The 25,826-nt window shown below is 63.1% G+C and carries 24 protein-coding genes; 4 read left to right on the forward strand and 20 right to left on the reverse strand.

What is annotated here, in order from left to right; translation table 11 throughout:
- Positions 1-268 precede the first annotated feature (268 nt).
- The 3 genes from cobT (at position 269) to Q0949_RS08060 (ending at position 4,402) form a co-directional block, all read left to right on the forward strand.
- The gene (gene cobT / locus Q0949_RS08050; RefSeq protein ID WP_299370347.1) at positions 269-2,146 is read left to right on the forward strand and encodes a cobaltochelatase subunit CobT; all 1,878 of its coding nucleotides are present in this window, start codon (positions 269-271) and stop codon (positions 2,144-2,146) included.
- A 43-nt stretch (positions 2,147-2,189) separates the two neighbouring features.
- Entirely contained in the window at positions 2,190-3,980 is a 1,791-nt protein-coding gene (locus Q0949_RS08055; RefSeq protein ID WP_299370349.1) for an aminopeptidase P family protein, read from the forward strand.
- A gap of 77 nt (positions 3,981-4,057) precedes the next feature.
- Positions 4,058-4,402: a DUF427 domain-containing protein gene (locus Q0949_RS08060; RefSeq protein ID WP_299370351.1), complete on the forward strand. Its 345-nt coding sequence runs from the start codon at positions 4,058-4,060 to the stop codon at positions 4,400-4,402.
- A gap of 74 nt (positions 4,403-4,476) precedes the next feature.
- On the opposite strand, the gene Q0949_RS08065 is transcribed toward Q0949_RS08060, so the two are convergent.
- From Q0949_RS08065 to Q0949_RS08145, 17 genes are all read right to left on the reverse strand, one after another.
- Entirely contained in the window at positions 4,477-6,165 is a 1,689-nt protein-coding gene (locus Q0949_RS08065; protein WP_299370353.1) for a chloride channel protein, read from the reverse strand.
- 97 nt (positions 6,166-6,262) lie between these two features.
- Positions 6,263-7,912, reverse strand: coding sequence for a DNA repair protein RecN (gene recN, locus Q0949_RS08070; protein WP_299370355.1), 1,650 nt, complete (start codon positions 7,910-7,912; stop codon positions 6,263-6,265).
- Positions 7,913-7,952: 40 nt separating this feature from the next.
- Entirely contained in the window at positions 7,953-8,822 is an 870-nt protein-coding gene (locus Q0949_RS08075) for an outer membrane protein assembly factor BamD (RefSeq protein WP_299370357.1), read from the reverse strand.
- A 103-nt stretch (positions 8,823-8,925) separates the two neighbouring features.
- Positions 8,926-9,849 (reverse strand): UDP-3-O-acyl-N-acetylglucosamine deacetylase, encoded by a 924-nt coding sequence (lpxC, locus tag Q0949_RS08080; protein WP_299370359.1) that lies wholly within the window; start codon positions 9,847-9,849, stop codon positions 8,926-8,928.
- 197 nt (positions 9,850-10,046) lie between these two features.
- Entirely contained in the window at positions 10,047-11,660 is a 1,614-nt protein-coding gene (gene ftsZ / locus Q0949_RS08085; RefSeq protein ID WP_299370361.1) for a cell division protein FtsZ, read from the reverse strand.
- Between the two features lie 175 nt (positions 11,661-11,835).
- Positions 11,836-13,170 (reverse strand): cell division protein FtsA, encoded by a 1,335-nt coding sequence (ftsA, locus tag Q0949_RS08090; RefSeq protein ID WP_299370363.1) that lies wholly within the window; start codon positions 13,168-13,170, stop codon positions 11,836-11,838.
- 5 nt (positions 13,171-13,175) lie between these two features.
- On the reverse strand, positions 13,176-14,054 hold the full coding sequence (locus Q0949_RS08095) for a cell division protein FtsQ/DivIB (RefSeq protein WP_299370365.1): 879 nt from the start codon (positions 14,052-14,054) through the stop codon (positions 13,176-13,178).
- A complete protein-coding gene (locus tag Q0949_RS08100) occupies positions 14,042-14,965 on the reverse strand; it encodes a D-alanine--D-alanine ligase (RefSeq protein ID WP_299370367.1) in 924 nt (307 codons plus the stop codon). The genes Q0949_RS08095 and Q0949_RS08100 overlap by 13 nt, the downstream gene beginning before the upstream one ends.
- A gap of 89 nt (positions 14,966-15,054) precedes the next feature.
- A complete protein-coding gene (murB, locus tag Q0949_RS08105) occupies positions 15,055-15,978 on the reverse strand; it encodes a UDP-N-acetylmuramate dehydrogenase (protein ID WP_299370369.1) in 924 nt (307 codons plus the stop codon).
- A gap of 31 nt (positions 15,979-16,009) precedes the next feature.
- Positions 16,010-16,279, reverse strand: a complete 270-nt coding sequence (locus tag Q0949_RS08110) for a hypothetical protein (RefSeq protein WP_299370371.1) — start codon at positions 16,277-16,279, stop codon at positions 16,010-16,012.
- Entirely contained in the window at positions 16,276-16,524 is a 249-nt protein-coding gene (locus Q0949_RS08115; protein WP_299370373.1) for a DUF2484 family protein, read from the reverse strand. The genes Q0949_RS08110 and Q0949_RS08115 overlap by 4 nt, the downstream gene beginning before the upstream one ends.
- Entirely contained in the window at positions 16,521-16,781 is a 261-nt protein-coding gene (locus Q0949_RS08120) for a DUF2484 family protein (protein ID WP_299370375.1), read from the reverse strand. The genes Q0949_RS08115 and Q0949_RS08120 overlap by 4 nt, the downstream gene beginning before the upstream one ends.
- Positions 16,781-17,008, reverse strand: coding sequence for a hypothetical protein (locus Q0949_RS08125; protein WP_299370377.1), 228 nt, complete (start codon positions 17,006-17,008; stop codon positions 16,781-16,783). The genes Q0949_RS08120 and Q0949_RS08125 overlap by 1 nt, the downstream gene beginning before the upstream one ends.
- The gene (gene murC / locus Q0949_RS08130; protein WP_299370379.1) at positions 17,005-18,411 is read right to left on the reverse strand and encodes a UDP-N-acetylmuramate--L-alanine ligase; all 1,407 of its coding nucleotides are present in this window, start codon (positions 18,409-18,411) and stop codon (positions 17,005-17,007) included. The genes Q0949_RS08125 and murC overlap by 4 nt, the downstream gene beginning before the upstream one ends.
- A gap of 3 nt (positions 18,412-18,414) precedes the next feature.
- Positions 18,415-19,509, reverse strand: coding sequence for a UDP-N-acetylglucosamine--N-acetylmuramyl-(pentapeptide) pyrophosphoryl-undecaprenol N-acetylglucosamine transferase (locus tag Q0949_RS08135; RefSeq protein WP_299370381.1), 1,095 nt, complete (start codon positions 19,507-19,509; stop codon positions 18,415-18,417).
- On the reverse strand, positions 19,506-20,672 hold the full coding sequence (ftsW, locus tag Q0949_RS08140) for a putative lipid II flippase FtsW (RefSeq protein ID WP_299370383.1): 1,167 nt from the start codon (positions 20,670-20,672) through the stop codon (positions 19,506-19,508). Before ftsW ends, Q0949_RS08135 begins: the two co-directional genes overlap by 4 nt.
- 122 nt (positions 20,673-20,794) lie before the next feature.
- Complete coding sequence (locus Q0949_RS08145) at positions 20,795-21,322, reverse strand: redoxin domain-containing protein (protein ID WP_299370385.1); 528 nt, start codon at positions 21,320-21,322, stop codon at positions 20,795-20,797.
- A 103-nt stretch (positions 21,323-21,425) separates the two neighbouring features.
- On the opposite strand from Q0949_RS08145, the gene Q0949_RS08150 reads away from it, so the two are divergent.
- Entirely contained in the window at positions 21,426-22,592 is a 1,167-nt protein-coding gene (locus Q0949_RS08150) for an NAD(P)/FAD-dependent oxidoreductase (RefSeq protein WP_299370387.1), read from the forward strand.
- A 74-nt stretch (positions 22,593-22,666) separates the two neighbouring features.
- Here Q0949_RS08150 and murD read toward each other — a convergent pair whose 3' ends face one another.
- The 3 genes from murD to mraY are packed head-to-tail and all read right to left on the reverse strand — an operon-like array spanning position 22,667 to position 25,825.
- Positions 22,667-24,061 carry a UDP-N-acetylmuramoyl-L-alanine--D-glutamate ligase gene (gene murD / locus Q0949_RS08155; RefSeq protein ID WP_299370389.1) on the reverse strand — a complete coding sequence of 465 codons (1,395 nt, stop codon included), beginning with the start codon at positions 24,059-24,061 and terminating at the stop codon, positions 22,667-22,669.
- 25 nt (positions 24,062-24,086) lie between these two features.
- A complete protein-coding gene (locus tag Q0949_RS08160) occupies positions 24,087-24,743 on the reverse strand; it encodes an SDR family NAD(P)-dependent oxidoreductase (protein WP_299370391.1) in 657 nt (218 codons plus the stop codon).
- A complete protein-coding gene (gene mraY / locus Q0949_RS08165) occupies positions 24,743-25,825 on the reverse strand; it encodes a phospho-N-acetylmuramoyl-pentapeptide-transferase (RefSeq protein ID WP_299370392.1) in 1,083 nt (360 codons plus the stop codon). Before mraY ends, Q0949_RS08160 begins: the two co-directional genes overlap by 1 nt.
- Between the last annotated feature and the right edge of the window lies 1 nt (position 25,826).

Raw genomic sequence — 25,826 nt, forward strand, 5'->3', positions numbered from 1 at the left:
ATGCGGCCCGCAAAATCGACCATTTGGGTGCCAGCCGGCCTGCGCCCGTTCCAGACGATGTCGTGGAACTTGTGGGAGGCGCAATTGAGTATGAACGTGCTCAAAGAAGCGCTGACAAGTGGGTTCAGCAAATTGAATCCTTGTCTGGCACATACTACTACCCACTAATGTCCGGTGCTGGAACGCCATACACGACAGCTGACGGCCAAAAATTGTTAACAGCGTTTATGCAATGCGCGGATTTAATAACACGAGCGGCAAGAGATCAGTGAGCACCCAAAACGACAACCCCGCCGATCCGTTCAAAAAGGCGCTGGCCGAGGCCACCAAGGTCATGGCCAATGATCCCGAGCTGAACGTCTCGTACTCCGTCGATCCGGCGGGGGTGTCGGGCGACTCGATGCGGTTGCCACAGGTCAGCCGCCGAATGACGCGTGACGAGGTGCTTCTCGCACGCGGCACCGCCGATGCGCTGGCCCTGCACCGCCGCTACCATAACGGCCAGACCCACGCGCGTTACTCTCCGCAAGGCGAGATGGCCCGCGACCTCTATGAGGCGATGGAAACCGCACGCTGCGAGGCAATGGGCGCGCGCGACATGCCCGGCACGGCGGGAAACATCGACGCAAAGATCGCCAACGAAGCGATGCGCAAGGGCTATGACCAGTGCAAGCAGGCCAGCGATGTGCCCTTGGCCACCGCCGCTGGATACCTTGTGCGCCACCTTGCAACCGGGCGCGACCTGCCCGGCGGTGCGCAGAACGCAATGGACCTGTGGCGCGGTTTTATCGAGGATCAGGCAGGCGGCACGCTCGAAGATCTGGGCGATATCCTTGATGATCAAGCGGCCTTTGCTCGTTTCGCGCGGCAAGTGATCACCGATCTTGGCTATGGTGACCAACTGGGCGACGATCCTGATCAACTGGACGACGATCAGGAAGACCAGGCCGAAGAAGGTCAGGAAGAAGAGCAGGAACCAGACAGCACCGGTCAGGACGATCAGGATCAGGACAACGAGGACGCCAGCCCCGAATCGTCGCAGGACGAACAGCAGGACGCCAGCCAGGCGCAGGTCTCCATGGATGACATGGCGGATCAGGAACTGGGCGAGGAAGCGGAGATGCCCGAAGGCGAGGCGCCGCTCGAACCCCCTGCCCCGCAGCCCGTGTCCGAGGCCGATCCCGATTATCAGGTTTATCTGTCCGAACATGACGAGGAGATCGCCGCCGAAGACCTCGCCGAGCCTGTCGAGTTGGAACGCCTGCGCGCCTATCTCGACCAGCAGCTCGAGCCTCTCAAAGGCGCGGTGAGCCGTCTGGCCAACAAATTGCAGCGCCGCCTTCAGGCACAACAGAACCGGTCCTGGGAATTCGACCTCGAAGAGGGCACGCTTGATGCGGGTCGCTTGGCGCGGATCGTGGCCAACCCCACAACGCCCCTGTCCTTCAAGGTCGAGAAAGACACGGAATTCCGCGATACATGCGTGACCCTGCTTCTCGACAACTCCGGCTCCATGCGCGGGCGCCCGATTTCGATTGCGGCGATCTGTGCGGACGTGCTGGCGCGCACGCTGGAACGCTGCAACGTCAAGGTCGAGATCCTCGGTTTTACCACACGCGCGTGGAAAGGTGGCCTCGCCCGCGAGGCATGGCTTAACGAAGGCCGCCCAACACAGCCGGGCCGATTGAACGATCTGCGCCACATCATCTACAAGTCCGCCGACGCCCCGTGGCGTCGGGCGCGGCCCAACCTCGGCCTGATGATGAAAGAAGGCTTGCTCAAGGAGAACATCGACGGTGAAGCGCTCGAATGGGCGCACCGTCGCATGGTCTCCCGCCCAGAGGCGCGCAAGATCCTGATGGTCATCTCCGACGGTGCGCCGGTAGATGACAGTACATTGTCGGTGAACCCCGCCAACTACCTGGAAAAGCACCTGCGCGACGTCATCGACATGGTCGAGCGCAAGCGCATGGTCGAGTTGCTGGCAATCGGCATCGGCCATGACGTGACCCGCTACTATGACCGGGCGGTGACGATTACGGATGTCGAACAACTGGCGGGCGCCATGACAGAGCAACTGGCCGCGCTGTTCGACTCGGACCCGCGGGCGCGCGCGCGCGTCATGGGGATGAAGCGCGCAGGTTGATTGCAGCCACGGAACAGTCCGCACACATAGACAGGGGACGCCCATGTTTCAGAGTTTCGATGTCACCGCCCGCCCGGAACAGGGTCCGCCCCGCCTTGCCGCCTTGCGCACTTGTCTCGAGGCTGAAGGGCTCGACGGGTTTCTGATCCCGCGGGCGGATGCGCATCAGGGGGAATATGTCTCGGCGCGCGATGAACGGCTGGCATGGCTGACAGGCTTTACCGGGTCCGCCGGGTTCTGTGCCGCGCTGCGCGATACGGCGGGCGTCTTTATCGACGGCCGCTACCGCACGCAGGTCAAGGCGCAGGTCGCTGACGACTTCACCCCCGTCCCCTGGCCCGAAACATCGCTGGCCGCGTGGCTGATCACCCAATTGCCCGATGGCGGAAAGGTCGGGTTCGATCCGTGGCTGCACACCCCCGGGCAGATCGCGCAGGCGCGCGCCGAATTGGACGGAACGGCTATCGAGCTTGTGCAATCGGGCAACCTGGTCGATCGCATTTGGGACGATCAACCGCCCCCCGCAGCAGAGCCCGCCAAAGTGCACGAGTTGACCTTTGCCGGAGAATCCCACGCGGAAAAACGCGCCCGTCTGGGCAAGGCCCTGGCAGACAAAGGCATTGCCAGCGCGGTCATCACGCTGCCGGATTCGCTTTGCTGGCTGCTCAACCTGCGCGGCGCCGACATCCCGCGCAATCCGATTGCGCAAGGGTTTGCCGTGCTCCACGCCTCCGGCACAGTCGATCTGTTCATGGATCACGCCAAGTTGGCGGACGTGCGCGACCACCTTGGCGCGGATGTGACCTGCCACGACCCGGGCGAACTATTGGCCCATCTCGTCACACTCGAAGGCCCCGTCCGCCTGGAAAAGTCCTCTGTCCCCGTCATCGTCGCGGACACCGTGGGCGACCGCGTCAGCTGGGGCGCCGATCCCTGCGCCCTGCCCAAGGCCTGCAAGAATGCGGCCGAAATCGCCGGTACCGCCGAGGCGCATTTGCGGGACGGTGCTGCGGTCGTGGAACTGCTCGCCTGGCTCGATGCTCAGCCCGCCGGATCTCTGCGAGAAACCCAGGTCGTGACCCAACTCGAAGGCTACAGACGCCGCGACAACGCGCTTCAGGACATCAGTTTCGAGACCATAGCAGGCACCGGCCCCAATGGCGCAATCATGCACTACCGCGTGACGACAGAAACCGACAGCACCTTGCAGGACGGACATCTTCTGGTGCTCGACAGCGGGGGCCAATACCTCGATGGCACCACCGACATCACACGCACCATCCCCATCGGTTCCCCGCCGATGGAAGCCTGCCGCGCCTTCACCCGCGTGCTCATGGGCATGATCGCCATGTCCCGGCTGATCTGGCCCAAAGGCCTCGCCGGTCGCGATATCGAGGCAATTGGCCGCGCACCCCTCTGGTACGCGCATCAGGATTTCGACCACGGCCTTGGCCACGGGGTGGGCGCCTACCTCTCCGTCCACGAAGGCCCGCAGCGGCTCAGCCGCGTGAGCACGGTGCCGTTCGAGCCGGGCATGATCCTCTCCAATGAACCCGGGTACTACCGCGAAGGCGCCTTTGGCATCCGCATAGAAAACCTGCTGGTCGTGGAACAGGCCACGCCGCCGCCGCAAGGCGACAGCCACCGCGAGATGCTCTGCTGGCGCACATTGACCTTTGCGCCCATCGACCGCCACCTGATCGTGACCGATTTGCTGGACGACCCGTCGCGCGACTGGCTCAATGACTATCATGCCGAGGTTTTGACCAAAATCGCGCCGCGCGTATCAGCAGAGGCAGCACGCTGGCTCGCCATGGCTTGTGCACCGCTCTAGTACTGGTGGTGCTGTCAAGGATCTGTTACACCCGCGCTTCATCACTGCAGCAGTCGATACATGCAAGGAGACGTCCCATGGCCGATCACATCACGATCCGAAAAGCCCCCGGCACCTGGACGGTGCGCGCAGGCGGGGCTGTCCTGGGTGAAAGCGCCGAGGCGCTGGAACTGACCGAAGGCGACTATCCCCCGGTCATCTACTTCCCGCGCAAGGATATCGCGATGGCTTTTCTCGACCGGACCGAAAAGTCCTCCCATTGCCCGCACAAGGGCGACGCCAGCTATTTTTCCGTGGTGACCAAATCCCAAACTCTCGAAAACGCGGTCTGGAGCTACGAGGACCCGAAGGAGGGCGTCACACGGATCAAAGACCATCTGGCCTTCTATTCCGGTGACACCATCGCTGTCGAAGAAATCTGAGACCCAAGGGTCGGTGGGCGGGCGCCTTTTGGGCCAATGGCCCAAAACAGAGCCGCCCGGCGACCCGCCTCATATCAACTGTGTTCTTCCGCCGCCGTGGCCGCCAGCGCCCGGTTGTAGGCCTTCAACGCATCCACATGGAACAGCGCGCCTTGCAACTCAGGCGCTGCACTCTCGCCGGTCAGCGTAACTACGGGAATAAAGGGCACCATCGTGCGATCAAAGATCGGTAGTGCGGCCTCCAACGTTGCATTGGCATCCACATAGATCCCTTCGCCAATCATCTCCCAACACCGCGCCGCATCCGCAGACCGCGCGTCGTCCGGTCCCCGCATCACCGCCCCAACCCGGAACATCGCCAACAGATAGGCCTGCGGCCCAGCCGCCAGATGTACGCCGCGCCGCTCCAACTGGGTGAGAAAGAAACTCCGGTCCACAAGCCGCGACGACAGGGCCGTCGACATCGACACGGCCACCATCACCGCCAAACCCGTCTGCCAGTCCCCTGTCAGCTCAAACACGATCAACGTCGTCGATATGGGCGCGCCCAGCACAGCCGCGGCCACCGCCCCCATCCCCGCCAACGCATAAAGCGTGACAGAGCCAGACACGTCCGGAAAAATTCCTGTGGCCACCAAGCCAAATCCAAGCCCGGTCAGCGCACCAATCATCAGGGACGGCGAAAACACTCCGCCCCCCATGCGCCCCGCCATGGTGATCGCCACCGCTGCCGTCTTGAGCACCACAAACACGACCACTTCGTTCAGCGCCAGCTGCCCGGTCAGGGCCAGCGACGTCGTCTCGTACCCCACCCCGATGATATGCGGATAAAAAATCGCCATCGCGCCCAGCAAGGCCCCCGACACCGCCGGGCGCAGCCAGCGAGGCAAACCGGTGCGCGCCTGAAGCGCGGACCCCATGTCATCGGTCCAGAATATCGCCCGCATCAACACCACCGCTACAAGGCCACTGATCAACCCCAACAACAGAAAGGCGGGCAATTCCTGATAGAACACCAACTCGTTCTCCGACGGCAGCATGAACTCCGTTACCCCGCCGAACTCCAGCCGGTTGATCACCGTGCCCGCCACGCTGGCGATCACGATGGGGGCAAAGGCATGGACCGCGAAATGGCGCAACACCACCTCCAGTGCGAACAGCGCACCGGCAATCGGCGCGTTGAAACTGGCCGACACCGCTGCGGCCACGGCGCAGCCCAAAAGGTCCCGGCCCGTGATGCCATCCGCCTTGATCCAACGACACACCTTGGTCGAGATCACGGCAGCAATATGCACCACCGGCCCCTCGCGCCCGGTTGACCCACCGGTCGACAGGGTGATGAAACTGGCAAAAGCCGACGCAACCCCGGCGCGCGTGCCCACCCGCCCATCCCGCAAGGCAGCACCCTCGATCACGTCCGCGACGGATCGTGCGGTCGCGTCCTTGGTAAAATTGTGCAGGATCAACCCGGTCAGCAAGCCGCCAATGATCGGAATGACAAGGATGAAATACCACGGCAGCGACGACGCAAAACTGTGCAGGTACTGCACATCTTCGGTGCCATAAATCCAGGCTTGAAACGCTTCGATCCCCTTGCGGAAAAACAACGCAGCAAAGCCGGCAGCGATCCCGATGGCCAAGGCAATGAACCAGAACTGCACCTGGCTTGGCCCGCGGTGGCGCAGTACCAACCACCCGTCGCGGCAGGCATTGACGGCAAGGTCAAGCTGGCGGGCAATGATCGGGCGCTGTGGGGCTGGCATTAGACCGGGTCACGGTTGCTCTGGTTGATCCACGCTTAGACCACGTGCCGGGGGAACAAAAGCCCACACAACGTCACAGCGTCGTCACCGTGCAAACTTACCCCCCCAAAAGCGCGCGCGCAGCACCGCGTGCCTCATCTGTCACCGTATCGCCGGCCAACATGCGGGCAATCTCGTCCACGCGGTCCGGCGCTTGCAAGGGCACGACATGGGATGTGGTCACGCCTTTGGTCACGTTCTTCTCCACCCGCCAGTGATGCGCGCCAAGCGCCGCAACCTGCGGCGAGTGAGTGACAACCAGAACCTGACCGCCCGACGCCAACGCCGCCAAGCGCCGACCCACCGCATCCGCCGTTGCACCGCCGACGCCGCGGTCAATCTCGTCAAAAATCATGGTCAGCCCGCTCTGCTCGCGGGTCAGACAGACCTTGAGCGCCAGAAGGAACCGGCTCAACTCGCCCCCGGATGCGATCTTGTTCAAAGCGCCGGCAGGCGCACCGGGATTGGTCGCAACCGTAAACGCCACCGCATCCCGACCCTCGGGGCCTGCGGGCTCTGCTGTAATCTGCGTGGCGAACACCGCGCGTTCCATCTTGAGCGGGGCAAGCTCGGCCATGACGGCCTTGTCCAACCCCTTGGCCGCGCGCGTCCGGCCTGCCGTCAGTTTCTCCGCAGCCGCGTCATAGGCCTGCTCGGCGCGTGCCAGCTCGGTGCTCAGGCGCGACAGGTCGGCATCACTTGCATCCAGTGCCGCGAGCTTTGCCCGCAACGTGTCGGCAAAGGCGGACAAGTCATCCGCAACCACATCATGCTTGCGCGCCAGCGCCCGAATGGCAAAAAGCCGCTCTTCGGTGTCTTCCAGCTCCGTGGCATCAAAGGTGAACGCCTCCAGCGCGCGCACGATGCCATCCGTCGCCTCATCCAGCTCGGCCATGGCCCGACCCAGCGCCGACAAAGGCGCATCAAGCTGCCCGTCAACCTTGTCGGACGCGCCTTCCAGCCAGCGCATCGCGTCACCCAAAGCTCCTTCGGCCCCATCGTGGCCCAGCACCTGGTGGGCCTTTTGTACATCCTCGCGTACGCGTTCCGCGCCCTGCATCAACCGGCGCTTGGTATCCAACGCCGCCTCTTCGCCCGGACGGGGATCCAGCGCATCCAGCTCGGCCACGGCATGGCGTAGGAATTCCTCTTCGGCGCGGATCTCATTCATCGCCTGCTGTGCCGCATCCAGGGCCTTGCGTGCCGCACCAACTGCACGCCACGCCGCGCGCGTGTTGTCCCGCGCCCCGTCCAGACCGGCAAACGCATCCAGAATGGCCCGGTGCCCCCGCGGGTTCAGCAACCCCCGGTCATCGTGCTGCCCGTGCAACTCGATCAATGTCTCGCTCAGCGCGCGCAGCACCTCGCCCGAACACCGCCGGTCATTGACCCACGCCGTTTTGCGCCCATCGGCAGTGTTGACACGGCGGATGATCAACTCGTCCTCCGACGGCAGCCCCGCCTCTTCGAGAACGGCAAAGGCCGGATGCCCGGGCGCAAGATCGAACCACGCCGTCACCTCGCCCTGCGCCGCCCCTTGCCGGACCAGCTCTGCCCGCCCGCGCCAGCCCATGACAAAGCCAAGCGAATCCAGAAGGATCGACTTGCCCGCGCCGGTCTCGCCCGTCAACACGTTCAAACCCGGCTGAAACGCCAGTTCCAGCCGGTCAATGATCAGCATGTCCGATATATCAAGACCGCGCAGCATCAGCCCGTTTCCACTACATCCGGGTCACCCCGGCGTCGCCTCAGAGCCAACGGCCCTGGATCATTTGACGATAGACCTGGCTCAGCCAGTTGTTGCCCAGCACGCGCAGCTCCAGCCCCTGGCCGGTCAGCAGCTTGAAGCTGGCCTCGTACCATTCGGTCGACTGGAAGTTGTGGCCCAGGATCGCACCTGCGGTTTGCGCCTCGTCCGTCAGGCCCAGCGACAGGTACGCCTCGACCAGGCGGTGCAGTGCCTCTGGCGTGTGCGACGTGGTCTGGAAATCCTCGACCACGACGCGGAACCGATTGATGGATGCCGAGAAATTGTCGCGCCGCAGGTAGTACCGCCCGATCTCCATCTCCTTGGCCGCAAGATGGTCAAAGGCCAGGTCGAATTTCAGGATCGCCGATTTGGCGTATTCACTGTCGGGATAGCGTTCGATCACCTCGCGAAGCGATTGCAGCGCCTGGAATGTCAGGCCCTGATCTCGGCCCACTTCGTCGATCTGGTCATAGTAGCTGAGCGCAAGCAGATACTGCGCATAGGCCGCATCATCATCATCGGGGTAGAAATCGATAAATCGCTGCGCGGCGGATCGGCTGTTGGGATAGTCCTTGTCGCGATGATGAGAAAACGCCTGCATGATCAATGCACGCCGCGCCCAATCCGAATAGGGGTAAAGCCGCTCAATCTCGGAAAAATAGAAAGCGGCATCCGTCAGATCGCCTGCTTCCAGCTCGAACTCACCGCGTTCGAAAATCTGTTCGGCGGTGAATTCCTCAAGCGGGATTTCGGTCGCGTTGAAGATGCTGCCGCGCGTCGGCCGGTCATTTACTGATCCACATGCCGTCAACGTCGCCGCTACAATTGTGCCAGCGACCAACCGCGAGATGGATTTCCCACTCATCATGATTTGCTACCCCCACACGCGCCCATCACCGCCCCGTTTCGGGCTGTTTGATGGTTCTCTAGCACAAACTGAAGTCAGGGTTAAATGACGATTTGCAGGATGCTCAGGCAACGGCCGGGATCTCGTCCCAAACCAGCCCTGCACCGGGCAAGCGCGCCGTCATTTCCGGGTCGCAGGTGACCATGCGATAGGCGTCCGGTGTGTCAAAGAGGGTGCGCAACAGCTGATTGGTTAGCGTGTGCCCAGCCCGCGTACCGGTATAATGTCCGATCAATGGCGCACCGGCCAGCGCCAGATCGCCCAAAGCGTCCAGCATCTTGTGGCGTACAGGCTCGTCCGCGTGGCGCAAGCCACCGGGGCTGGTGACGCGATCCCCGTCAAAGACAACGGCGTTCACGCCAGGCGTGCCACCCAATGCGAGGCCACTGGCCTGCATCTTCTCAACGTCACCCTGACGACAGAACGTGCGGCTGTCGCTCAGCTCGCGGGCAAAGCTGCCATTGGACATGTTCAGCGATTTGGACTGACGGCCAATGGCTGCATCATCGAAATCAATGTGGAAATCGATCCGCATCACTTCGGACGGCGACAGGCTTGCAGTGGCGTCCCCCTGGATCACCGATACGGTCTTGAGCACTTCGATCGCGCGCACCCGCGCAGGCAGACGGCGCAGGCCGCGCTGCATGATTGCGCGTACGAAAGGAACCGCAGACCCATCAAGAATTGGCACTTCGGGTCCGTCGATTTCGACCAGGGCATTGTGAATGCCGCAGCCCGCAAGCGCCGCCATCACATGCTCCACTGTCCCAACGGAGGCACCCGCAGCATTGACCAGCGTAGTACATAGGGGCGATTGATGCACCGCGTCGTAGCGTGCGGGGATAAGCGCATCGCCCTCTTCAATATCGGTACGCAAGAACCAAATGCCGTGCTCGGCCATTGCCGGACGAATCGTCAACTGCGCAGGCTTGCCGGAATGCAGTCCGCATCCGGTAAATGTAACTGGCCCTTTGACGGTCGTTTGCACTGGTCCCACCCATCACACGATTTCAACGCCTCAACAGCTATTGGCTGAGACGGGGAGTCTCAACTCAATCTTTGTAACGGACTGAAACATGGCTGTAACATATGGGCAATATTGCGCGCATGGCGCATCAAGTTATTGTATTAAAACAAAAAAAGGGCCGCCATATGGCGACCCTGTTATTGGTTTGTGACTGAAAATCAGTTGGCCTGGCGCCGCAAAAAGGCCGGAATTTCAATCCGCTCCTGATCGGGATCAGCCGCTTCCGACGGCTGAGGTGCTGGCGCAGGGGCCGGCGCGGCGGCGCGCGCCTGCACAGGCGGTTGCTGCCGTGTCGGACGCTCTGCGGGGGTGCCCTCGGCCGTGCCAGTCATCCGGTTGATCAGAGAATTGATCCCGAAACGTGGTTTTTCCTCGGCCTGAGGCGCTGGCGCAGGGGCAGCTTGATGCCGTGCAGGCGCCGCTTTCTGCGTGGCGGCACGCAGACGGGCCAAGGCTTCGGGCGAAGGCGTACCCGGCGCGGGCGCGCGCGGGGCGACAAAGCTCTCTGCCGCGGGGGCTTCGGGCTCTGGCGTCGGTTCAAACGCGGCGACCTGAGGCTGATAGGCAGGCGGCGGCAGATCATCCGCTGCTGCAGGCGCTTCATCGGCAAAGATGTCTTCGGCCATATCCTGTGCGGCCACTTGCGTCACATCCATCTCCTGAAACAGCGACGGCTCTTCGGCCGCTGCGGCGACGGGGGCTGGCGCGGGTTCAGGCATCGACTGCGGCGCAGGTGTTTCTGCGACATGAGGTGTCAACGGTGCCGCCATGGACCGACGCGGCACCGGGATCTCCGTGTGCACGTCGCTTGCATCGATGCCCGTGGCAACAACACTGACGCGCATCATGCCTTCCATCGCCGTGTCGAGGGTCGAGCCCACGATGATGTTCGCGTCCGGATCGACCTCTTCGCGGATGCGGTTGGCCGCTTCGTCCAGTTCGAACAGAGTCAGATCGTGTGCACCTGTGATGTTGATCAGGACACCTTTGGCACCGCGCAGCGAAATCTCGTCCAGCAGCGGGTTGGCAATCGCCTTTTCGGCGGCTTGGATCGCGCGATCTTCGCCATCGGCCTCGCCCGTCCCCATCATTGCCTTGCCCATCTCGTCCATCACGGCACGCACATCGGCAAAGTCGAGGTTGATCAGGCCCGGACGAACCATCAGGTCGGTTACACCCTTCACACCTTGGTACAGCACATCGTCCGCCATCGAGAACGCCTCGGTAAAGGTCGTCTTTTCGTTGGCCAGACGGAACAGGTTCTGGTTCGGAATGATGATCAGCGTGTCGACCATCTTTTGCAGCGCCTCGACACCGTCCTCGGCCTGACGCATGCGTTTTGCACCTTCAAACTGGAACGGTTTGGTCACCACACCAACGGTCAGCACACCCAGTTCACGCGCGGCCTGCGCGATGATCGGCGCGGCCCCTGTGCCCGTGCCACCGCCCATACCGGCGGTGATAAAGCACATATGCGCGCCGGCCAGGTGGTCGACAATCTGCTCAATCGATTCTTCAGCGGCTGCGGCACCCACACTGGCACGCGCACCGGCGCCAAGGCCTTCGGTGACCTTGATCCCCAGCTGAACCCGGTTGGTTGCGGCCGACTGTTGCAGCGCCTGCGCATCCGTATTGGCAACGACGAAATCGACGCCATCCAGCTGTTTTTCAATCATATTATTGACGGCGTTGCCACCCGCGCCACCGACACCGAACACGGTGATACGGGGTTTCAGCTCATCATGGCCGGGCATGGAGAGGTTCAAGGTCATGGGTCAGGTCCGCCTGTGTGGTTTGCCGCATTCGCGGGTGTTTTTGTGCCTAAATCGCCACAATCCTAGCGTTTCACCGCCCCACCGTCACCTATAAAACGCAGATTTACCGCAAAATATGGGCGAATTCTTGCTACCGTTCACTCTATGTCGGCAATCGGACCAGATGTTGCGGCTACCAGTTGTCGCGGAACCACTTGACCGCGCGGCGCAAGCTGCGCGCAGGATACCGATTGTGGGGCACGTCAAAATCCCACCATTCGTCCTGCGGATGCGCCGCAAACAGGGCGAGTCCCACCGCAGACGCAAATCCCGGGCCGGTTGCCGCCTGAGGCAAGCCATGTACGCGCAGCGGACGACCAAGGCGGACCTGCTGGCCCAGAATTTTGGACGCCAGCCCGTCGAGGCCGGGGATCTGGCTGCCCCCACCGGTCAGAACAATCTGCTGGCTGGGCAGGTGGTCAAAGCCCGCCGCATCCAGACGGGCGCGTACTTCCTCAAGGATTTCCTCGACACGCGGGCGCATGATGCCGATCAGTTCGGCGCGCGACGCGGTACGCCGGTCATGTTCGTAATCGCCGGTATCTCCGCCGATCTCGATCATCTCGCGATCATCCATGCCCGTGGCATGGACCCCGCCATAGAATGTCTTGATCCGCTCGGCATTGGCCGTGGGCACTTGCAGGCCCATGGAAATGTCCGACGTCACGTGGTCCCCACCCATGCGCACAGCATCGGCATAGATCATGTGTTTCTTGATAAAGATCGAGATGCCGGTGGACCCGCCGCCCAAATCGATACAGGCCGCCCCCAATTCCTGTTCGTCCTCGACCAGTGCCGCAATACCGGACGCATAGGCCGAGGATGCAATGCCCGCCAGTTCCAGATCACAGCGTTTCACACAATGCGCCAGATGCTGGACCGCAGCGGCATCGACTGTCAGCATATGCAGATCAACGGCCAGTTCATTGCCCAACTGCCCGCGCGGATCGGACAGGCCCGACCGATGGTCGAGCGCAAAATTCACCGGCTGCGCGTGCAGCACCTCGCGGTTTTCACCGTAATCCGGCACGTCACAGCGCGACAGCACCTGTGCGACGTCCTGTTCTGTCACCACCTGCCCTTCCAGATCCACCTGCGCATCAAGGCCATAGCTGCGCGGCTCAGCGCCGGAGAAACAGGCAATGACGTGATCGACCCGAATACCGGCCATCTTCTGCGCCGCCTGCAGGGCCGTGCGAATGGCGCGCTCCGTCTCCTGCATCGCGCAGATCTCGCCAAAGCGGACACCGCGCGACCGCGTGGTCGCGGCACCGATCACCCGAAAGCCTGACTGCCCGGCCAGCGATCCGATCTCGCCCTCATCGCCCAGCTTGTTCGTGCCATCGAACCGCAGCACGAGGCAGGCGATCTTGGAACTGCCGACGTCCAGAATGGCCACAACGCCCCGCTGCATCGCGATCTTGCGCATGTTCCGCATGCTGCGTTGGTTGTCATAAAGATCGGTCATCACTGTTACTCGGTCCTGGAATTCAACTGTCTGATCCGCCACCATTCTTCGGTGGCAGTGCTGTTCATGCGTACCGTGGGACGCTGCGCGAGGCGCAAATCCACACGTGCGATGTCGCGGCGCAGGACCTCTTCGACCCCGTCCAGAGCGATCACGCGCTCAAGCGCGCTGACAGCATCCGTGGCCGGGAGCATGATGCGTTGGTCGCGGTCCAGAACAACGTCCCAGCGCCGATCCCCCAGCCGCACAAGGCCGCGCATCCGATCCCCCAGCGGCGCACCGGCGCGCACAAGTGCAAGGGCCTCATCCACGTGGCCAGACGCCCCCTCACCCGCGATCACCGGCAAGTCGGGCCGCAGGTCGCGGCGGTCAATCGGGCCAACCTCGACACCGCCTGCGTCAATCAACATCAACCCTTCGGGCCGCCGCCAGATCGCAACGGGCAGGCGCGGCACGATGTCAATTTGCAGCACGCCGCCCGGACGGATACGTACGCTGGCCTCCCTGACCGGGGGCATCTCCATGATGCGCGCCCGTATGGCCGCAGGCTCCAGATCAAAGGATGAAATCGGGAAATCGATTGGAACAGCGGCGCGGATGTTGTCGGCGAGGGGCGCATCGCCACCGTCGATGGCCATCAGGTTGACCATGAACTCGGGCCGTTGCTCGATGCTCGCACGCGCTTCGGCGACAGTATCGCGGATGGCCTGCTGCGTGTTGGGATCCGACAGCCACCACGTGGCCACACCCAGCGACAGCGCAAAGGGCACCCCGGCCCGCACGGTCAGGCGAAAGAGCGGCGTCAGCATCAGGCGCTGCATGCGCCACGACCACCGCGAAGGTGCGGGATCGGCCTTGGGGGTGCGGCGGCCTAGCGGCTGCATGAGGCATCCTCCACCATCCACGCGCACAGCTCCCCAAAGGAGATACCCGCGCACTGCGCCTGTTCCGGCGTCAACGAGGTCGGCGTCATGCCGGGCTGCGTGTTTGTCTCCAACAGGACCAGCCCCGCGGCCCCCTTGCTCTCGTCCCAGCGGAAATCTGTCCGGCTGACACCGCGACACCCCAGCGCGTTATGCGCCCGGACGGCATAGTCGAGGCACATCTCGGCAATTTCAGTGGGCACGTCAGCCGGGATCACGTGGCGCGATCCACCGGGCTTGTACTTGGCATCATAGTCGTACCAACCATCCGTCAGGATGTCAGTCACACCCAGCGCGCGGGTGCCCATGACGGTTGTCGTCAACTCGCGCCCCGGCGCAAAGGCCTCGACCATCACGATCTCGGGCATGTCAGCGGCCAGCCTGGGGGGCGCATTGCTGCCTTCCGCGACAAGGTATACGCCAACGCTCGAACCTTCGTTGTTCGGTTTGACCACGTAAGGCGGCGCCATCACATGGCTCTCCGACACCTCGGCCGCAGGGGCAAGCACACTCTCGACGACAGGCAGCCCCACGGATCTGAACACATCCTTGCTGCGCTGCTTGTCCATCGCAAGGGCCGAGGCCAGCACCCCGGAATGCGAATAGGGCAGCCCCAGCCACTCCAGCAGACCCTGCACACAGCCGTCTTCGCCCCAACGGCCATGCAGGCAATTGAGAACCGCGTCCGGTTGAATGGATGTCAGAACAGAAGCAAGGTCCGGGCCAGCATCGACCTCGACCACTTCAAATCCTCTGCCCCGTAGTGCGGTTGCGCAAGCTTGCCCTGTCGACAGCGACACTTCGCGTTCCGCCGAAGGGCCACCCAATAACACCGCCACTTTCGGGGACGTCCTGCTCGACTGACCCGCCATGTGCCTCTAAGTCCCGGAGCCCGTTTGCGGACCCTCATAATTGATGCCAGTTGTTGTTTGATTTTCTGGCCTGCCCTGCGTGTGGTGCCCTAGTCCGGTTCACCGACCCGCATGATTTCCCATTCTAGCGTGATGCCGCTGGAATCGTAAACCTTTTTTCGCACGTCTTCGCCCAATCCCTCAAGATCCGCCGCCGTGGCATCGCCCGTGTTGATCAGGAAGTTGGAGTGTTTCTCGCTCATCTGGGCGCCGCCGCGCCGCGCGCCGCGCAGTCCCGCATCGTCAATCACCTTCCATGCCTTGAGATCATGCACGTCATCGGCCTGCCCGGTAGACGAAAATCCCGCTGGATTGCGAAAGGTGGACCCTGCGCTGCGGTCCTTGGTCGGTTGTGTCGCGTCCCGTTTCGCCAATTGGTCGACCATGCGCGCCTCCAGCGCCTCTGCGTCGCCCGCAGGCGCGCGCAACGTCACGTGGGTCAGTACCGCGCCCTCGGGCAGATCGCTTTGACGGTAGCGAAAGTTCAACGCCCCTGCTTCCAGCGTTGTGATGGTCCCGTCGCGCAGCACCACGCGCGCGCTCTCGAAAACGTCGGCGGTATAGCTTCCGTAACAGCCCGCGTTCATGCGCACGGCTCCTCCGATGGATCCCGGAATGGTGCGCAGGAATGTCAGATCCAGCCCCGCCTCTGCCGCCCGGCGCGCCACATGCGCGTCCAGCGCGGCGGCCCCTGCGGTGACGCGATCGCCCTTGATCTCGATCCCGTTGAACCCGCGACCCAGCCGGATCACCACGGCGCGCAGGCCGCCATCGCGCACGATCAGGTTGCTGCCCACACCCATGGGAAACACTGGCACCTGCGGGTCAACGGCCGACAGAAACGCGCTCAGGTCTTCGACGTCGGCAGGTTGGAACAGCCAGTCCGCAGGACCGCCCACACGCAACCACGTGAGCGTCGACAAATCGCGTTGCGGGGTCAGCGTGCCACGCACAGAAGGCAGATCATAACTCATGGCCGCGGCATCGCCTGATGCGCCGCCAAGGTCAAGTGGCCTTGGCGTGGCGCTGCATCAACCAGCCCAGGATCGCGCCTCCCAACAGGCCGCCAGCGAGGGGCGGCGCCATCAACAGGGCAACGATGCTCGTCACGAACCCGTCGCCGGGCAAGGCATCCGCGGGTACGTTCAAGACCAGCAGGAACACACCGACACAGGCACACAAGGCAAAGGCCAGCGCCCGGACCATGAACCGCTGCGCCATCACATAACCCGCGACAGAGCCCAGAAACAGCGTCGCAATCGCAATGGCCGTCATCGCAGCACCCTCCCCTTGATCCAGCGGCTGAGATAGATGACCGGCCAGCGCAGAACGCTCATCCCCGCCGCCAGAACCAGAAGGCCGATCCAAGGCCCGTGCTGCCAGGTGACGTATCCCACGATGGGAATGCCGATCGCAATCAGCCCATAGGCATTGGTCCAGTGATTGTCCTTGCTGGGAAACATCGCCATCACGTTGGCAATCAGGGCCCATGCACAGGCAAGAATAAGAGACAGGCTCATGAGCGCAACTCCGGTGGCAATTGAGGGTTTTGACCGCGGGCCTTGGCCCAGAGGTATCGCAGCGGATTGCGGAACATCGACACGAACGCCGCCAGCGCAAGGACACCCGCCCACCAGGCAACCGACAGGCCAATCCACAGGATCAGCAGTGGAGCTGCGATCAACAGGGCAACACCAGGGATGTACTGGTGCCGTATGGGCAGCATCGCAACAGCAGTGGCGGCAAAGACCCAAAGTATGCAAGCCCAGACGAGCATCAAGGCAGCTTCCAGAAGCGCCAGCTTTGATGCCAACCTGCCAGCATGGTAAATGGCACCAAAATAATCGGGGTGAAGCGCGGCGAAGCGGCCATTGCTGCCGAAGCGACTAAGCTGGCACAACTCATCCAGAAGAACAGTTGCATTATACGTCTCCAACCAAAAAGGCGCATGAAATAGCCTTGGAAAAACGCGATGACGCCAAAGATGAACACATCGCCAATCATGCCGCTCCTTTCCGCAACCGTCCCGGCAAGCCATTGGCCCATGTGCTGATGGTCCCGGCCCCGAGACAGACGACCATGTCGCCGGGACGCGCCTGTTCGCGCACCAGCCGTTCCAAATCATCTTCTCCCATCACCGCGCGCGCGTGGCGGTGCCCGTGGCGGATCAGGCCCGCAACCAGATCATCGCGTGATGCGCCCTCGATGGGATCCTCACCGGCGGCAAAGATGTCGGTAATGCCCACGACATCCGCGTCGTTGAAACAGGAACAGAAGTCTTCGAAATGGTGATGCAGGCGAGTAAAGCGATGCGGCTGATGCACCGCGATCACACGCCCTTCCGTCGCCTGTCGCGCAGCCTTGAGTACGGCGGCAATTTCGGTCGGGTGGTGGCCATAGTCATCGATGATCGTCACGCCGTTAATGTCGCCCACCCGCGTAAAGCGACGGTTAACGCCGCCGAACTCGGCCAGCGCCTTGCGGATCTCGTCCGCCTTCATCCCCAGATGCCGCGCCACGGCGACCGCAGACAGCGCGTTTGAAACATTGTGATCGCCCGGCATGGGCAGGCTGCATCCTTCGATCACCTGCTCTTCGGCCTGTAGGGCGATGTCGAAATGCGCCACCCCGTTTTCATAGGTCAGATTGATCGCCCGCACATCCGCCTGCGCATTGAACCCATAGGTCGTGATGCGCCGGTCCGTGATGCGCCCGACCAGCGCCTGCACATCCGGATCGTCCGTGCAGCACACCGCAAGCCCGTAAAAGGGGATGTTCGACACGAAGTCATAGAACCCTTGATGCAGCGCCTCTTCGGTGCCCCAGTGTTCCATGTGTTCGGGATCAATATTGGTCACAATGGCAATGGTCGCGGGCAGCCGGTTGAAAGTGCCGTCGCTTTCGTCCGCCTCCACCACCATCCACTCGCCGTCGCCCTTGCGCGCGTTCGACCCATAGGCGTGGATGATGCCGCCATTGACGACGGTGGGGTCAAACTTGCCCTCGTCCAGCAGTGCCGCAACCATGGTGGTCGTAGTCGTCTTGCCGTGGGTGCCCGCAATCGCGATGTTCGACCGCAGGCGCATCAGTTCGGCCAGCATCTCGGCACGCCGCACGATGGGCAGGCCCCGCGCCCGCGCCGCGTCCAGTTCGGCGTTGCCCGGCTTGATCGCGGACGAGATCACGACAACCTCCGCATCGGCAATGTTTTCGGCGCGTTGGCCCACAAAGATATGCGCGCCCAGCTCCGCCAACCTGTCGGTGATCTTGGACGCCTTCAGATCGGACCCCTGCACAACGTAGCCGTGATTAAGCAACACCTCGGCAATGCCCGACATGCCGATCCCGCCGATGCCGACGAAATGAATGGGGCCCACATCTCCGGGCAGTTTGGTGACGGCGTTCATTGTTCAGGTCCCTTTCTGACTGAGGGTTTCGACCATATGCACAAGGCTTTCGGTGGCTTCAGGCTTGCCTGCGCCCAGCGCGGCCTGCGCCATCTGGCTCGCCCCGCCCGGATTGTCCAGCACCATGGCGATCTGTTCGGACACGGCTTCGACCGACAATTGGCTCTCCGGGACAAGGATGGCCGCGCCCGCCTCGACCAACCCGCGCGCATTTGCGGTCTGATGGTCGCCGGTGGCGGCACCGTAAGGGATCAGGATCGACGGCCGCCCGATCACCGAGATATCGGCCACCGAGGACGCACCAGACCGGCTGATCACCAGCTGCGCCTCGGACATCCGCCGCGGCACGTCATTGAAAAATGGCTGCACATCCGCGGCGATGCCATGTTCGTCATAAAAGGCACGCACGCGCGCTTCGTCCTCGCCGCGCGCCTGATGGCTGACGCGGATATTGGACAACCGTTCCATCGGCAGGCTGGCAATGGCGGGTGGGATGACGTCCGACAGGATGCGCGCGCCCTGACTGCCACCAATCACCAGCAACTCCATCGGGTAATCGCCCGGCGCGATGTATCCGGCACCGGCCCGCTCAAGCACAGCGCCCCGCACGGGGTTGCCGACATGCACACCTTCGACCCCTTCGGGCAGATCCGTGGGCCAGGTGCCGCAGGCCACCGCGTCCACCCGCTTGGCCAGGATCCGGTTCACGCGCCCCAGAACCCCGTTCTGCTCGTGCACCATGCGCGGCAGGCGCAGCAACGTCGCCGCAGCCATCGCCGGAATGGTCGGATAGCCGCCAAAGCCTACAACAACCGACGGCTTGTCGCGCATCATCCTGAGCGTCGCGCCCAGCACGCCCGCCCCGATCCGGAACGGCACCGCCGCCTTGGCGATTGGCCCACCCCGCGCAAATGTCGCGCTCGATATCTGTTCGATCTGCGTCGTGTGCGGGAAGCCGCCGGTATAGCGCGCGCCGCGTGCATCCGTGCTCAGCTTGACCCGCCAGCCGCGCGCCAGCATCGCCTCGGCCAGCGCCTGTGCCGGGAACATGTGTCCACCGGTGCCACCGGCTGCGATCAACAAAAGCGGTTGGGTCATCGCCGTCCACGCCCCAAAAGATCCGAAATCTCACCCTGCGGCCGCGACCGCGTAAAGGCCAGCAACATGCCGACCGCAATGCCCGAAGCGATCACCGAACTGCCGCCGTAGCTGACAAATGGCAAGGTCATCCCCTTGGCCGGCAAAAGCCGCACCGCCACACCCATGTTGATCATCGCCTGCACGCCGAACATGCAGGCCAGGCCCGTACCCGCCAGCCGGATGAACGGATCACGTTCGCGCACCAGCCGCAACAGCGACCGCACCACGATCCCGGTATAAAGCGCGATGATACACAGCACGAGCACCAGCCCGTATTCCTCGGCGGCAACGGCAATGATGAAATCCGTATGCGCATCCGGCAGGGACCATTTCACTTGTCCCTCGCCCACGCCGACACCGAACAGCCCGCCTTCCTGAATGGCATTGGTGGCATAGCCCAGCTGCGTGCGCGGATCGACATCGGGGCTCAGAAACCCGTCGATGCGGCGCGCGAAATGCTCTGAGTTCGAATAAGCGACCGTACCCGCAACCACGACCAGCCCGGCCATCCCGACCAGCAGCACCATGGGCGCACCGGCCACGAAATACATCACACCCCAGCCAAACAGTACCAGGCACGCCTGCCCGAAATCCGGTTGCAGGGCGAGCATCAGGACAATCGAAATGCACAGCGCAAAGGACCACGCCCGCCCCGGCGGGCCGTTCAGGTCCTGACTGGCCGCCAGCATCCATGCCGCAACCACCACGAAACCCGGCTTGAGAAACTCCGACGGCTGCACACTGGCAAACCCAAGGCTGTACCAACGCACCGCCCCCTTGCCGAAATCCGTACCGAAAAACGGCAGCATCGCCAGCGCCACAAAGGCCACCAGAAAACCCAGCACCGCAAGGCGTCGCACCACGACCGGGGACATCATCGACGTGATGATCATCACCACCAGCGCAAGTCCGCCGAAAAACGCCTGCCGCGTCACATAGTGAAAGGGCGGGAACCCGTTCTGCTCTGCCAGCGGCACAGAGGCCGCAAGCCCCAGCAACAGGCCAATCGCAAACAGGATCAGCACACAGCTGAGCGACCATTTGTCGATGGTGCGCCACCATTTGGGAAGAATCGGTTCGCCGTCCCGTACGGGAACGGCACCATAGACCATCTCTGTCATGATCAGCCGCCTTGCTGCCTAACACTGCCTCGGGTTCCCGGTTGCTCCGGGATACTCTGCGGCCACCATAGCGGCAAAATCACGCGCGGGCTAGCCCTTGTGGGCATGGCCCGCGCGGCGTTTTAGGCGGCTTTGTGCGTACCACGAATGGGGTAGTCATTGGCGCGGATGTAGGTGATCCCGCCCAGCACCTTCTCAAGGTCAGGCCGCAGGAAGGGCGCGTTCGACACATCCACCATCTGGATGTCGCCATCCGCATTCACAACGAACAGCCCCGGCTCGGCAAAGGGACGGTCAGTTTCCTGCGGACTGCGCGGGTCCGAGACATAGAGCCCCAGCGTCTGCATCTGTTCAACGCTCAACCCGTATCCCATCGCCAGCGTCGGCGCGAACTCCTCCGCCATGGCGCGTGCCTTGTCTTCGGGATCGCCGGAGGCCACGACAATATCCACCCCCTGGGCGTGGAACTTCTCCTGCATTCCCTCCAACTCGGCCAGGTATTTCTTGCACAAGGGGCAGTGCAAACCGCGATAGATGATCACCAACTGCCAGTCATGCGGCCCCTGCGGCGCGCCAAGGGTGACCGTGCCCCCGCCCAGCTTGTCGATGTCCAGTTTCGGGAACGGGTGTCCGGCGGGCAATGCAGTCATGACATATCTCCTGTGATGTCGTTCCCCAGACACCTATGCCTGCCGCGCCCCGGCACAACCCCAACGGCTTGACCCTTTCTGTGCAATCCTGCACGGGGACGTCATGGAATACGATACAGCAGTTATTGGCGCCGGTGCCGCCGGAATGATGTGCGCCGCCCATTCGGGTGGACGCGTCTTGCTGGTGGACCACGCCAAGGCACCGGGGGAAAAGATCCGCATCTCCGGCGGCGGGCGCTGCAATTTCACGAACATGTACTGCGACGCGGATGCGTTTATCTCCGAAAATCCACATTTCGCGAAATCCGCCCTCGCCCGCTACACCCAATGGGATTTCATCGCCCTGGTCGATCAGCATGGCATCCCCTGGCATGAAAAGACGCTGGGCCAGCTTTTCTGCGACACCTCGGCCAAGGATATCATCGCCATGCTGCGCCGCATGCTGCAAGACGCGGGCGTCGATCTGCATTTGCAAACCGAAGTGTTCGACTTTGCAAAGAGTAGTAAAGGATTCACCTTTGCCCTGAACGGCACCCGCACAGTCACCGCTCGCAATGTGGTCATCGCCACGGGTGGCAAATCGATCCCCAAGATGGGCGCAACCGGCTTCGCCTACGACATCGCGCGCCAGTTCGGCCACGCCATCACGCCGACCGAGCCCGCGCTGGTCCCCTTCACCTTTCCCGACCGGCGCTTTGCCGACATCTCGGGCGTGGCCTGCCCGGCGCGCGTCACCGCCGACGGCCCCGCCTTTGACGAGGCGATGCTCTTCACCCACCGTGGTCTCTCCGGCCCCGCGATCCTACAGGCCTCCAGCTACTGGGATGCGGGCCAGCCGATCACCATCCACCTCGCCCCGGACACGGATCTGGGCGCGGCATTGCGCGACAAACGCCAAAGCGACGGGAAAAAGGCGCTGACCACCGAACTGGCCCGCCACCTGCCCGCGCGACTCGTGGATCACCTGAGCACCCAGATGGATCTGTCCGGGCGGCTCGGCGATCTGTCCGATGCACGCATCGATACCGTCATCCAGGCGCTGACGCGGTGGCACCTGACCCCCGGCGGGACCGAAGGCTACCGCACCGCCGAGGTCACGCGTGGCGGGGTCGCCACCGACCACATCAGCTCCCAAACAATGCAATCGACGATGGCACCCGGCCTCTTTTTCATCGGCGAGGCACTGGATGTGACCGGATGGCTCGGTGGCTACAATTTCCAATGGGCCTGGTCGTCGGCTATGGCCGCCGCGCGCCACATCGCAACGTAACACCCTGACGCGATCCGCCCGCAGATATTCCCAAAATTAAGAATGGCGTGCGCGCGCCAGCGCGCTCCGTTGGATCACAGCCGCTTGGTTACCTCGGCCACGAAATCCTCGCCGCGCCGCTCAAAGCTGTCATATTGATCAAAACTTGCCGCCGCCGGGGCCAGAAGGACAACGTCACCCGGCTCCGCCGCGGCCATCGCGGCCTCCACCGCGGCCGCCATTGTCGTGCAGACATGCGCGGGCCCGTCCAGTTGCATCGCGAACTGCGCGGCCTCCCGGCCAATCACATAGGCTGCCTTGACCGACCCCGCCGCCGCCTTGACCACGTCCAGTCCGCCGTCCTTTTGCAACCCGCCACAGATCCAGTGGATGTTCTCGAACGCCGCCAGCGCCTTGGCCGCGCTGTCTACATTGGTGGCCTTGCTGTCATTCACATAACGCACACCACCCGCCTCGGCGATAAGCTGACTGCGGTGCGGCAGCCCGCCAAAGCTGTGGAATGCCTGCTCGATCACCTTGGGCGCAATCCCCACCGACCGGGCCGCGGCATAGGCGGCGCAGGCGTTCTGATGGTTGTGACTGCCCGGCAGGCCCGCCACCTCCCGCAGATCGATCGACGCCACCTGCCGTCCCTTGCGCGTCTCGGCCAGGTACCCCTTGCGGGCAAAGACATTCCAGCCGGGGCCTGTCAGCTTGGCCTCGACCGACACGCGGATCACGCGGTCATCCCCCGGCGCTTCTACCAGCTGGCCCGCCAGAAACCGGCCTTCCTTCTCGTCCACTCCGATCACCGCCCGGTCCGGTCCACCTTCGGCAAAGAGGCGCCGCTTGGCTGCAAAATACCCTCCCATCCCGTCATGCCGGTCCAGATGATCCGGCGTCAGGTTGGTAAATACCGCCACATCCGGCGTCAGGCTGCGCGCGAGGTCCGTCTGGTAGCTCGACAGTTCCAGCACCACGACCTCGCCGTCATGTGGAGGGTCGATGTCCAGAACGCCACGACCGATATTGCCCGCCAACTGACTGGGGCGCCCCGCCACGTCCATGATGTGATGGATCAGGGCGGAGGTTGTCGATTTCCCATTGGACCCGGTCACCGCGATCACGCGGGGTGCGGTGTCAAAATCGTTCCACGCCGCCGTGGCAAAGGACTGAAAAAAGAGACCGATGTCATTGTCCACCGGCACGCCCGCGGACAGGGCGGCGGCGACCACCGGGTTCGGTGTGGGATAGAGATGCGGGATGCCGGGGCTGACGATCAGCCGGGCAATATCGTCAAAAGCCCCGCCCCGTTTCAGATCGGCGCAGGCGAAACCTTCGGCCTCGGCCCGCGCGCGCGCATCAGGGTTGTCGTCCCAGCACACCGGGATGGCACCGCCTGCATCCAGGGCACGGGCGGCCACCAGACCCGACCGCCCCAGACCCAGAACGGCGACGCGCGCGCCCTCGAGCCCCCGCACCGGGATCATGCCTGCACCTCGGAAACGGCCCGGTTCACCATGCTTTCTCCTGCCTGTCGCGATAGAATTTTCCGGTTGTCCCCGCGGGGACATCCAGTGCCAGCCAGATCGCGGTGTCGGCCCCTTCTGCGGGCGTGCGGGGGGCGGCCCGGCCGCCCATGCGCGTGTGAACCCAGCCGGGACACATGGCATTGATAGTGACACCGTGGGGCAAATCGCGGGGCAGCGCATGGCTGAGCGCGTTCAGCGCGGCCTTGGCCACACCATATCCGCCGGGCCCTTCGAGGCCTTCGTCAAAGGCGCCCCAGCCCGAACTGACATTGATGATCCGCCCCGCACCGGCGCGCGTCATATGCGGCAGGCACAGCACGATCAGCTCGAACGGCGCGTGAAACATCACCTGCATCGACCGGCGCAGGCCGTCCGGATGGGTGATCATGCTGTCCTCGATCAGAATGCCCGCATTGTTGATCAGGATGTCGATCTCACCAGCCGCCGTGATGGCAGGGACAAAAGTCTCGGGCTGTTCGAGGTCGAGATGCACCCAGTCGCAGCCCAGCGCCGCGGCCACCGCCGCACCCGCCTGCGCGTCACGGACACCGATCACGACCTCAACACCGCGCGCAATCAATCCTTCGGCTGTGGCATAGCCGATGCCACGATTGCCGCCGGTGATCAGCGCACGGGTCATCAGCGCACCTTGAGCGTTGCAAGGCCGATCATCGCGAGGATCAGCGAGATGATCCAGAACCGGATCACGATTTGCGGTTCGGCCCATCCCTTTTTCTCATAGTGGTGATGGATCGGCGCCATCAGGAACACGCGCTTGCCCGTCCGTTTGAAATAGAGGACCTGAATGATCACACTGAGCGCCTCGACCACAAAGAGACCGCCAACGATGGCCAGCACCAATTCGTGTTTCGTCGCAACCGCGATGGCCCCCAACGCGCCGCCCAGCGCGAGCGATCCAGTGTCGCCCATGAACACGGCCGCCGGTGGTGCGTTGTACCACAGGAACCCAAGCCCGCCGCCAAAAAGAGCGGAGGTAAAGATCAGCAACTCACCTGTGCCCGGCACGTAGTGCACGTCGAGGTATTCCGTAAAATCCACGCGCCCCACCGCATAGGCGATGATACCAAGCGTCCCGCCCGCGATCATCACGGGCATGATCGCCAAACCGTCCAGACCATCCGTGAGGTTCACCGCATTGGCCGAGCCCACGATCACGATGATCGAAAACGGAATGAACAGGACGCCAAGGTTCAGAAGCACATCCTTGAGCACCGGCACCGCCAACTGGTTCTGCAACATCTCGGGATGGTTTATGGTCGCGAAATAGGCGGCGATGCCCGCAATCAGAAAGCCTAGGAGCAACCGCACCTTGCCCGGCACGCCTGCGGTCGTCTGTTTGGACACCTTGGCATAGTCGTCGGCAAATCCGATGGCCGCAAAGGCGAGCGTCACGCCCAGAACGATCCACATGAACGGGTTGTCCCAGCGCGCCCAGAGCAGGGTCGACGTGGCCAGCGCGCCCACGATCAGGAGGCCGCCCATGGTGGGTGTCCCTGCTTTGGCGAAGTGCCCCTCGGGGCCATCGTCGCGAATGGGCTGGCCCTTGCCCTGCTTGCGGCGCAGCACGGCAATGAGCGGACGACCAAAGAGAAAGCCAAAGATCAGTGCCGTCAGAAACGCCCCGCCCGCCCGAAAGGTGATGTAGCGAAAGAGGTTGAAAAAATCCCCGCCGTCCGAAAGTTCTGTCAACCAATAGAGCATT

The sequence above is a fragment of the uncultured Tateyamaria sp. genome, assembly GCF_947487805.1.
Taxonomy (GTDB): Bacteria; Pseudomonadota; Alphaproteobacteria; order Rhodobacterales; family Rhodobacteraceae; genus Tateyamaria.

What these genes read in the sequence shown, in the direction of transcription:
- Q0949_RS08055 (WP_299370349.1), top strand. Translation starts at nt 2,190, where the DNA reads ATGTTTCAGAGTTTCGATGTCACCGCCCGCCCGGAACAGGGTCCGCCC.
- Q0949_RS08060 (WP_299370351.1), top strand. Translation starts at nt 4,058, where the DNA reads ATGGCCGATCACATCACGATCCGAAAAGCCCCCGGCACCTGGACGGTG.
- Q0949_RS08065 (WP_299370353.1), bottom strand. Translation starts at nt 6,165, where the DNA reads ATGCCAGCCCCACAGCGCCCGATCATTGCCCGCCAGCTTGACCTTGCC.
- recN (WP_299370355.1), bottom strand. Translation starts at nt 7,912, where the DNA reads ATGCTGCGCGGTCTTGATATATCGGACATGCTGATCATTGACCGGCTG.
- Q0949_RS08075 (WP_299370357.1), bottom strand. Translation starts at nt 8,822, where the DNA reads ATGATGAGTGGGAAATCCATCTCGCGGTTGGTCGCTGGCACAATTGTA.
- ftsZ (WP_299370361.1), bottom strand. Translation starts at nt 11,660, where the DNA reads ATGACCTTGAACCTCTCCATGCCCGGCCATGATGAGCTGAAACCCCGT.
- ftsA (WP_299370363.1), bottom strand. Translation starts at nt 13,170, where the DNA reads ATGACCGATCTTTATGACAACCAACGCAGCATGCGGAACATGCGCAAG.
- Q0949_RS08095 (WP_299370365.1), bottom strand. Translation starts at nt 14,054, where the DNA reads ATGCAGCCGCTAGGCCGCCGCACCCCCAAGGCCGATCCCGCACCTTCG.
- Q0949_RS08100 (WP_299370367.1), bottom strand. Translation starts at nt 14,965, where the DNA reads ATGGCGGGTCAGTCGAGCAGGACGTCCCCGAAAGTGGCGGTGTTATTG.
- murB (WP_299370369.1), bottom strand. Translation starts at nt 15,978, where the DNA reads ATGAGTTATGATCTGCCTTCTGTGCGTGGCACGCTGACCCCGCAACGC.
- Q0949_RS08110 (WP_299370371.1), bottom strand. Translation starts at nt 16,279, where the DNA reads ATGACGGCCATTGCGATTGCGACGCTGTTTCTGGGCTCTGTCGCGGGT.
- Q0949_RS08115 (WP_299370373.1), bottom strand. Translation starts at nt 16,524, where the DNA reads ATGAGCCTGTCTCTTATTCTTGCCTGTGCATGGGCCCTGATTGCCAAC.
- Q0949_RS08120 (WP_299370375.1), bottom strand. Translation starts at nt 16,781, where the DNA reads ATGCTCGTCTGGGCTTGCATACTTTGGGTCTTTGCCGCCACTGCTGTT.
- Q0949_RS08125 (WP_299370377.1), bottom strand. Translation starts at nt 17,008, where the DNA reads ATGATTGGCGATGTGTTCATCTTTGGCGTCATCGCGTTTTTCCAAGGC.
- murC (WP_299370379.1), bottom strand. Translation starts at nt 18,411, where the DNA reads ATGAACGCCGTCACCAAACTGCCCGGAGATGTGGGCCCCATTCATTTC.
- Q0949_RS08135 (WP_299370381.1), bottom strand. Translation starts at nt 19,509, where the DNA reads ATGACCCAACCGCTTTTGTTGATCGCAGCCGGTGGCACCGGTGGACAC.
- ftsW (WP_299370383.1), bottom strand. Translation starts at nt 20,672, where the DNA reads ATGACAGAGATGGTCTATGGTGCCGTTCCCGTACGGGACGGCGAACCG.
- Q0949_RS08145 (WP_299370385.1), bottom strand. Translation starts at nt 21,322, where the DNA reads ATGACTGCATTGCCCGCCGGACACCCGTTCCCGAAACTGGACATCGAC.
- Q0949_RS08150 (WP_299370387.1), top strand. Translation starts at nt 21,426, where the DNA reads ATGGAATACGATACAGCAGTTATTGGCGCCGGTGCCGCCGGAATGATG.
- murD (WP_299370389.1), bottom strand. Translation starts at nt 24,061, where the DNA reads ATGATCCCGGTGCGGGGGCTCGAGGGCGCGCGCGTCGCCGTTCTGGGT.
- Q0949_RS08160 (WP_299370391.1), bottom strand. Translation starts at nt 24,743, where the DNA reads ATGACCCGTGCGCTGATCACCGGCGGCAATCGTGGCATCGGCTATGCC.
- mraY (WP_299370392.1), bottom strand. Translation starts at nt 25,825, where the DNA reads ATGCTCTATTGGTTGACAGAACTTTCGGACGGCGGGGATTTTTTCAAC.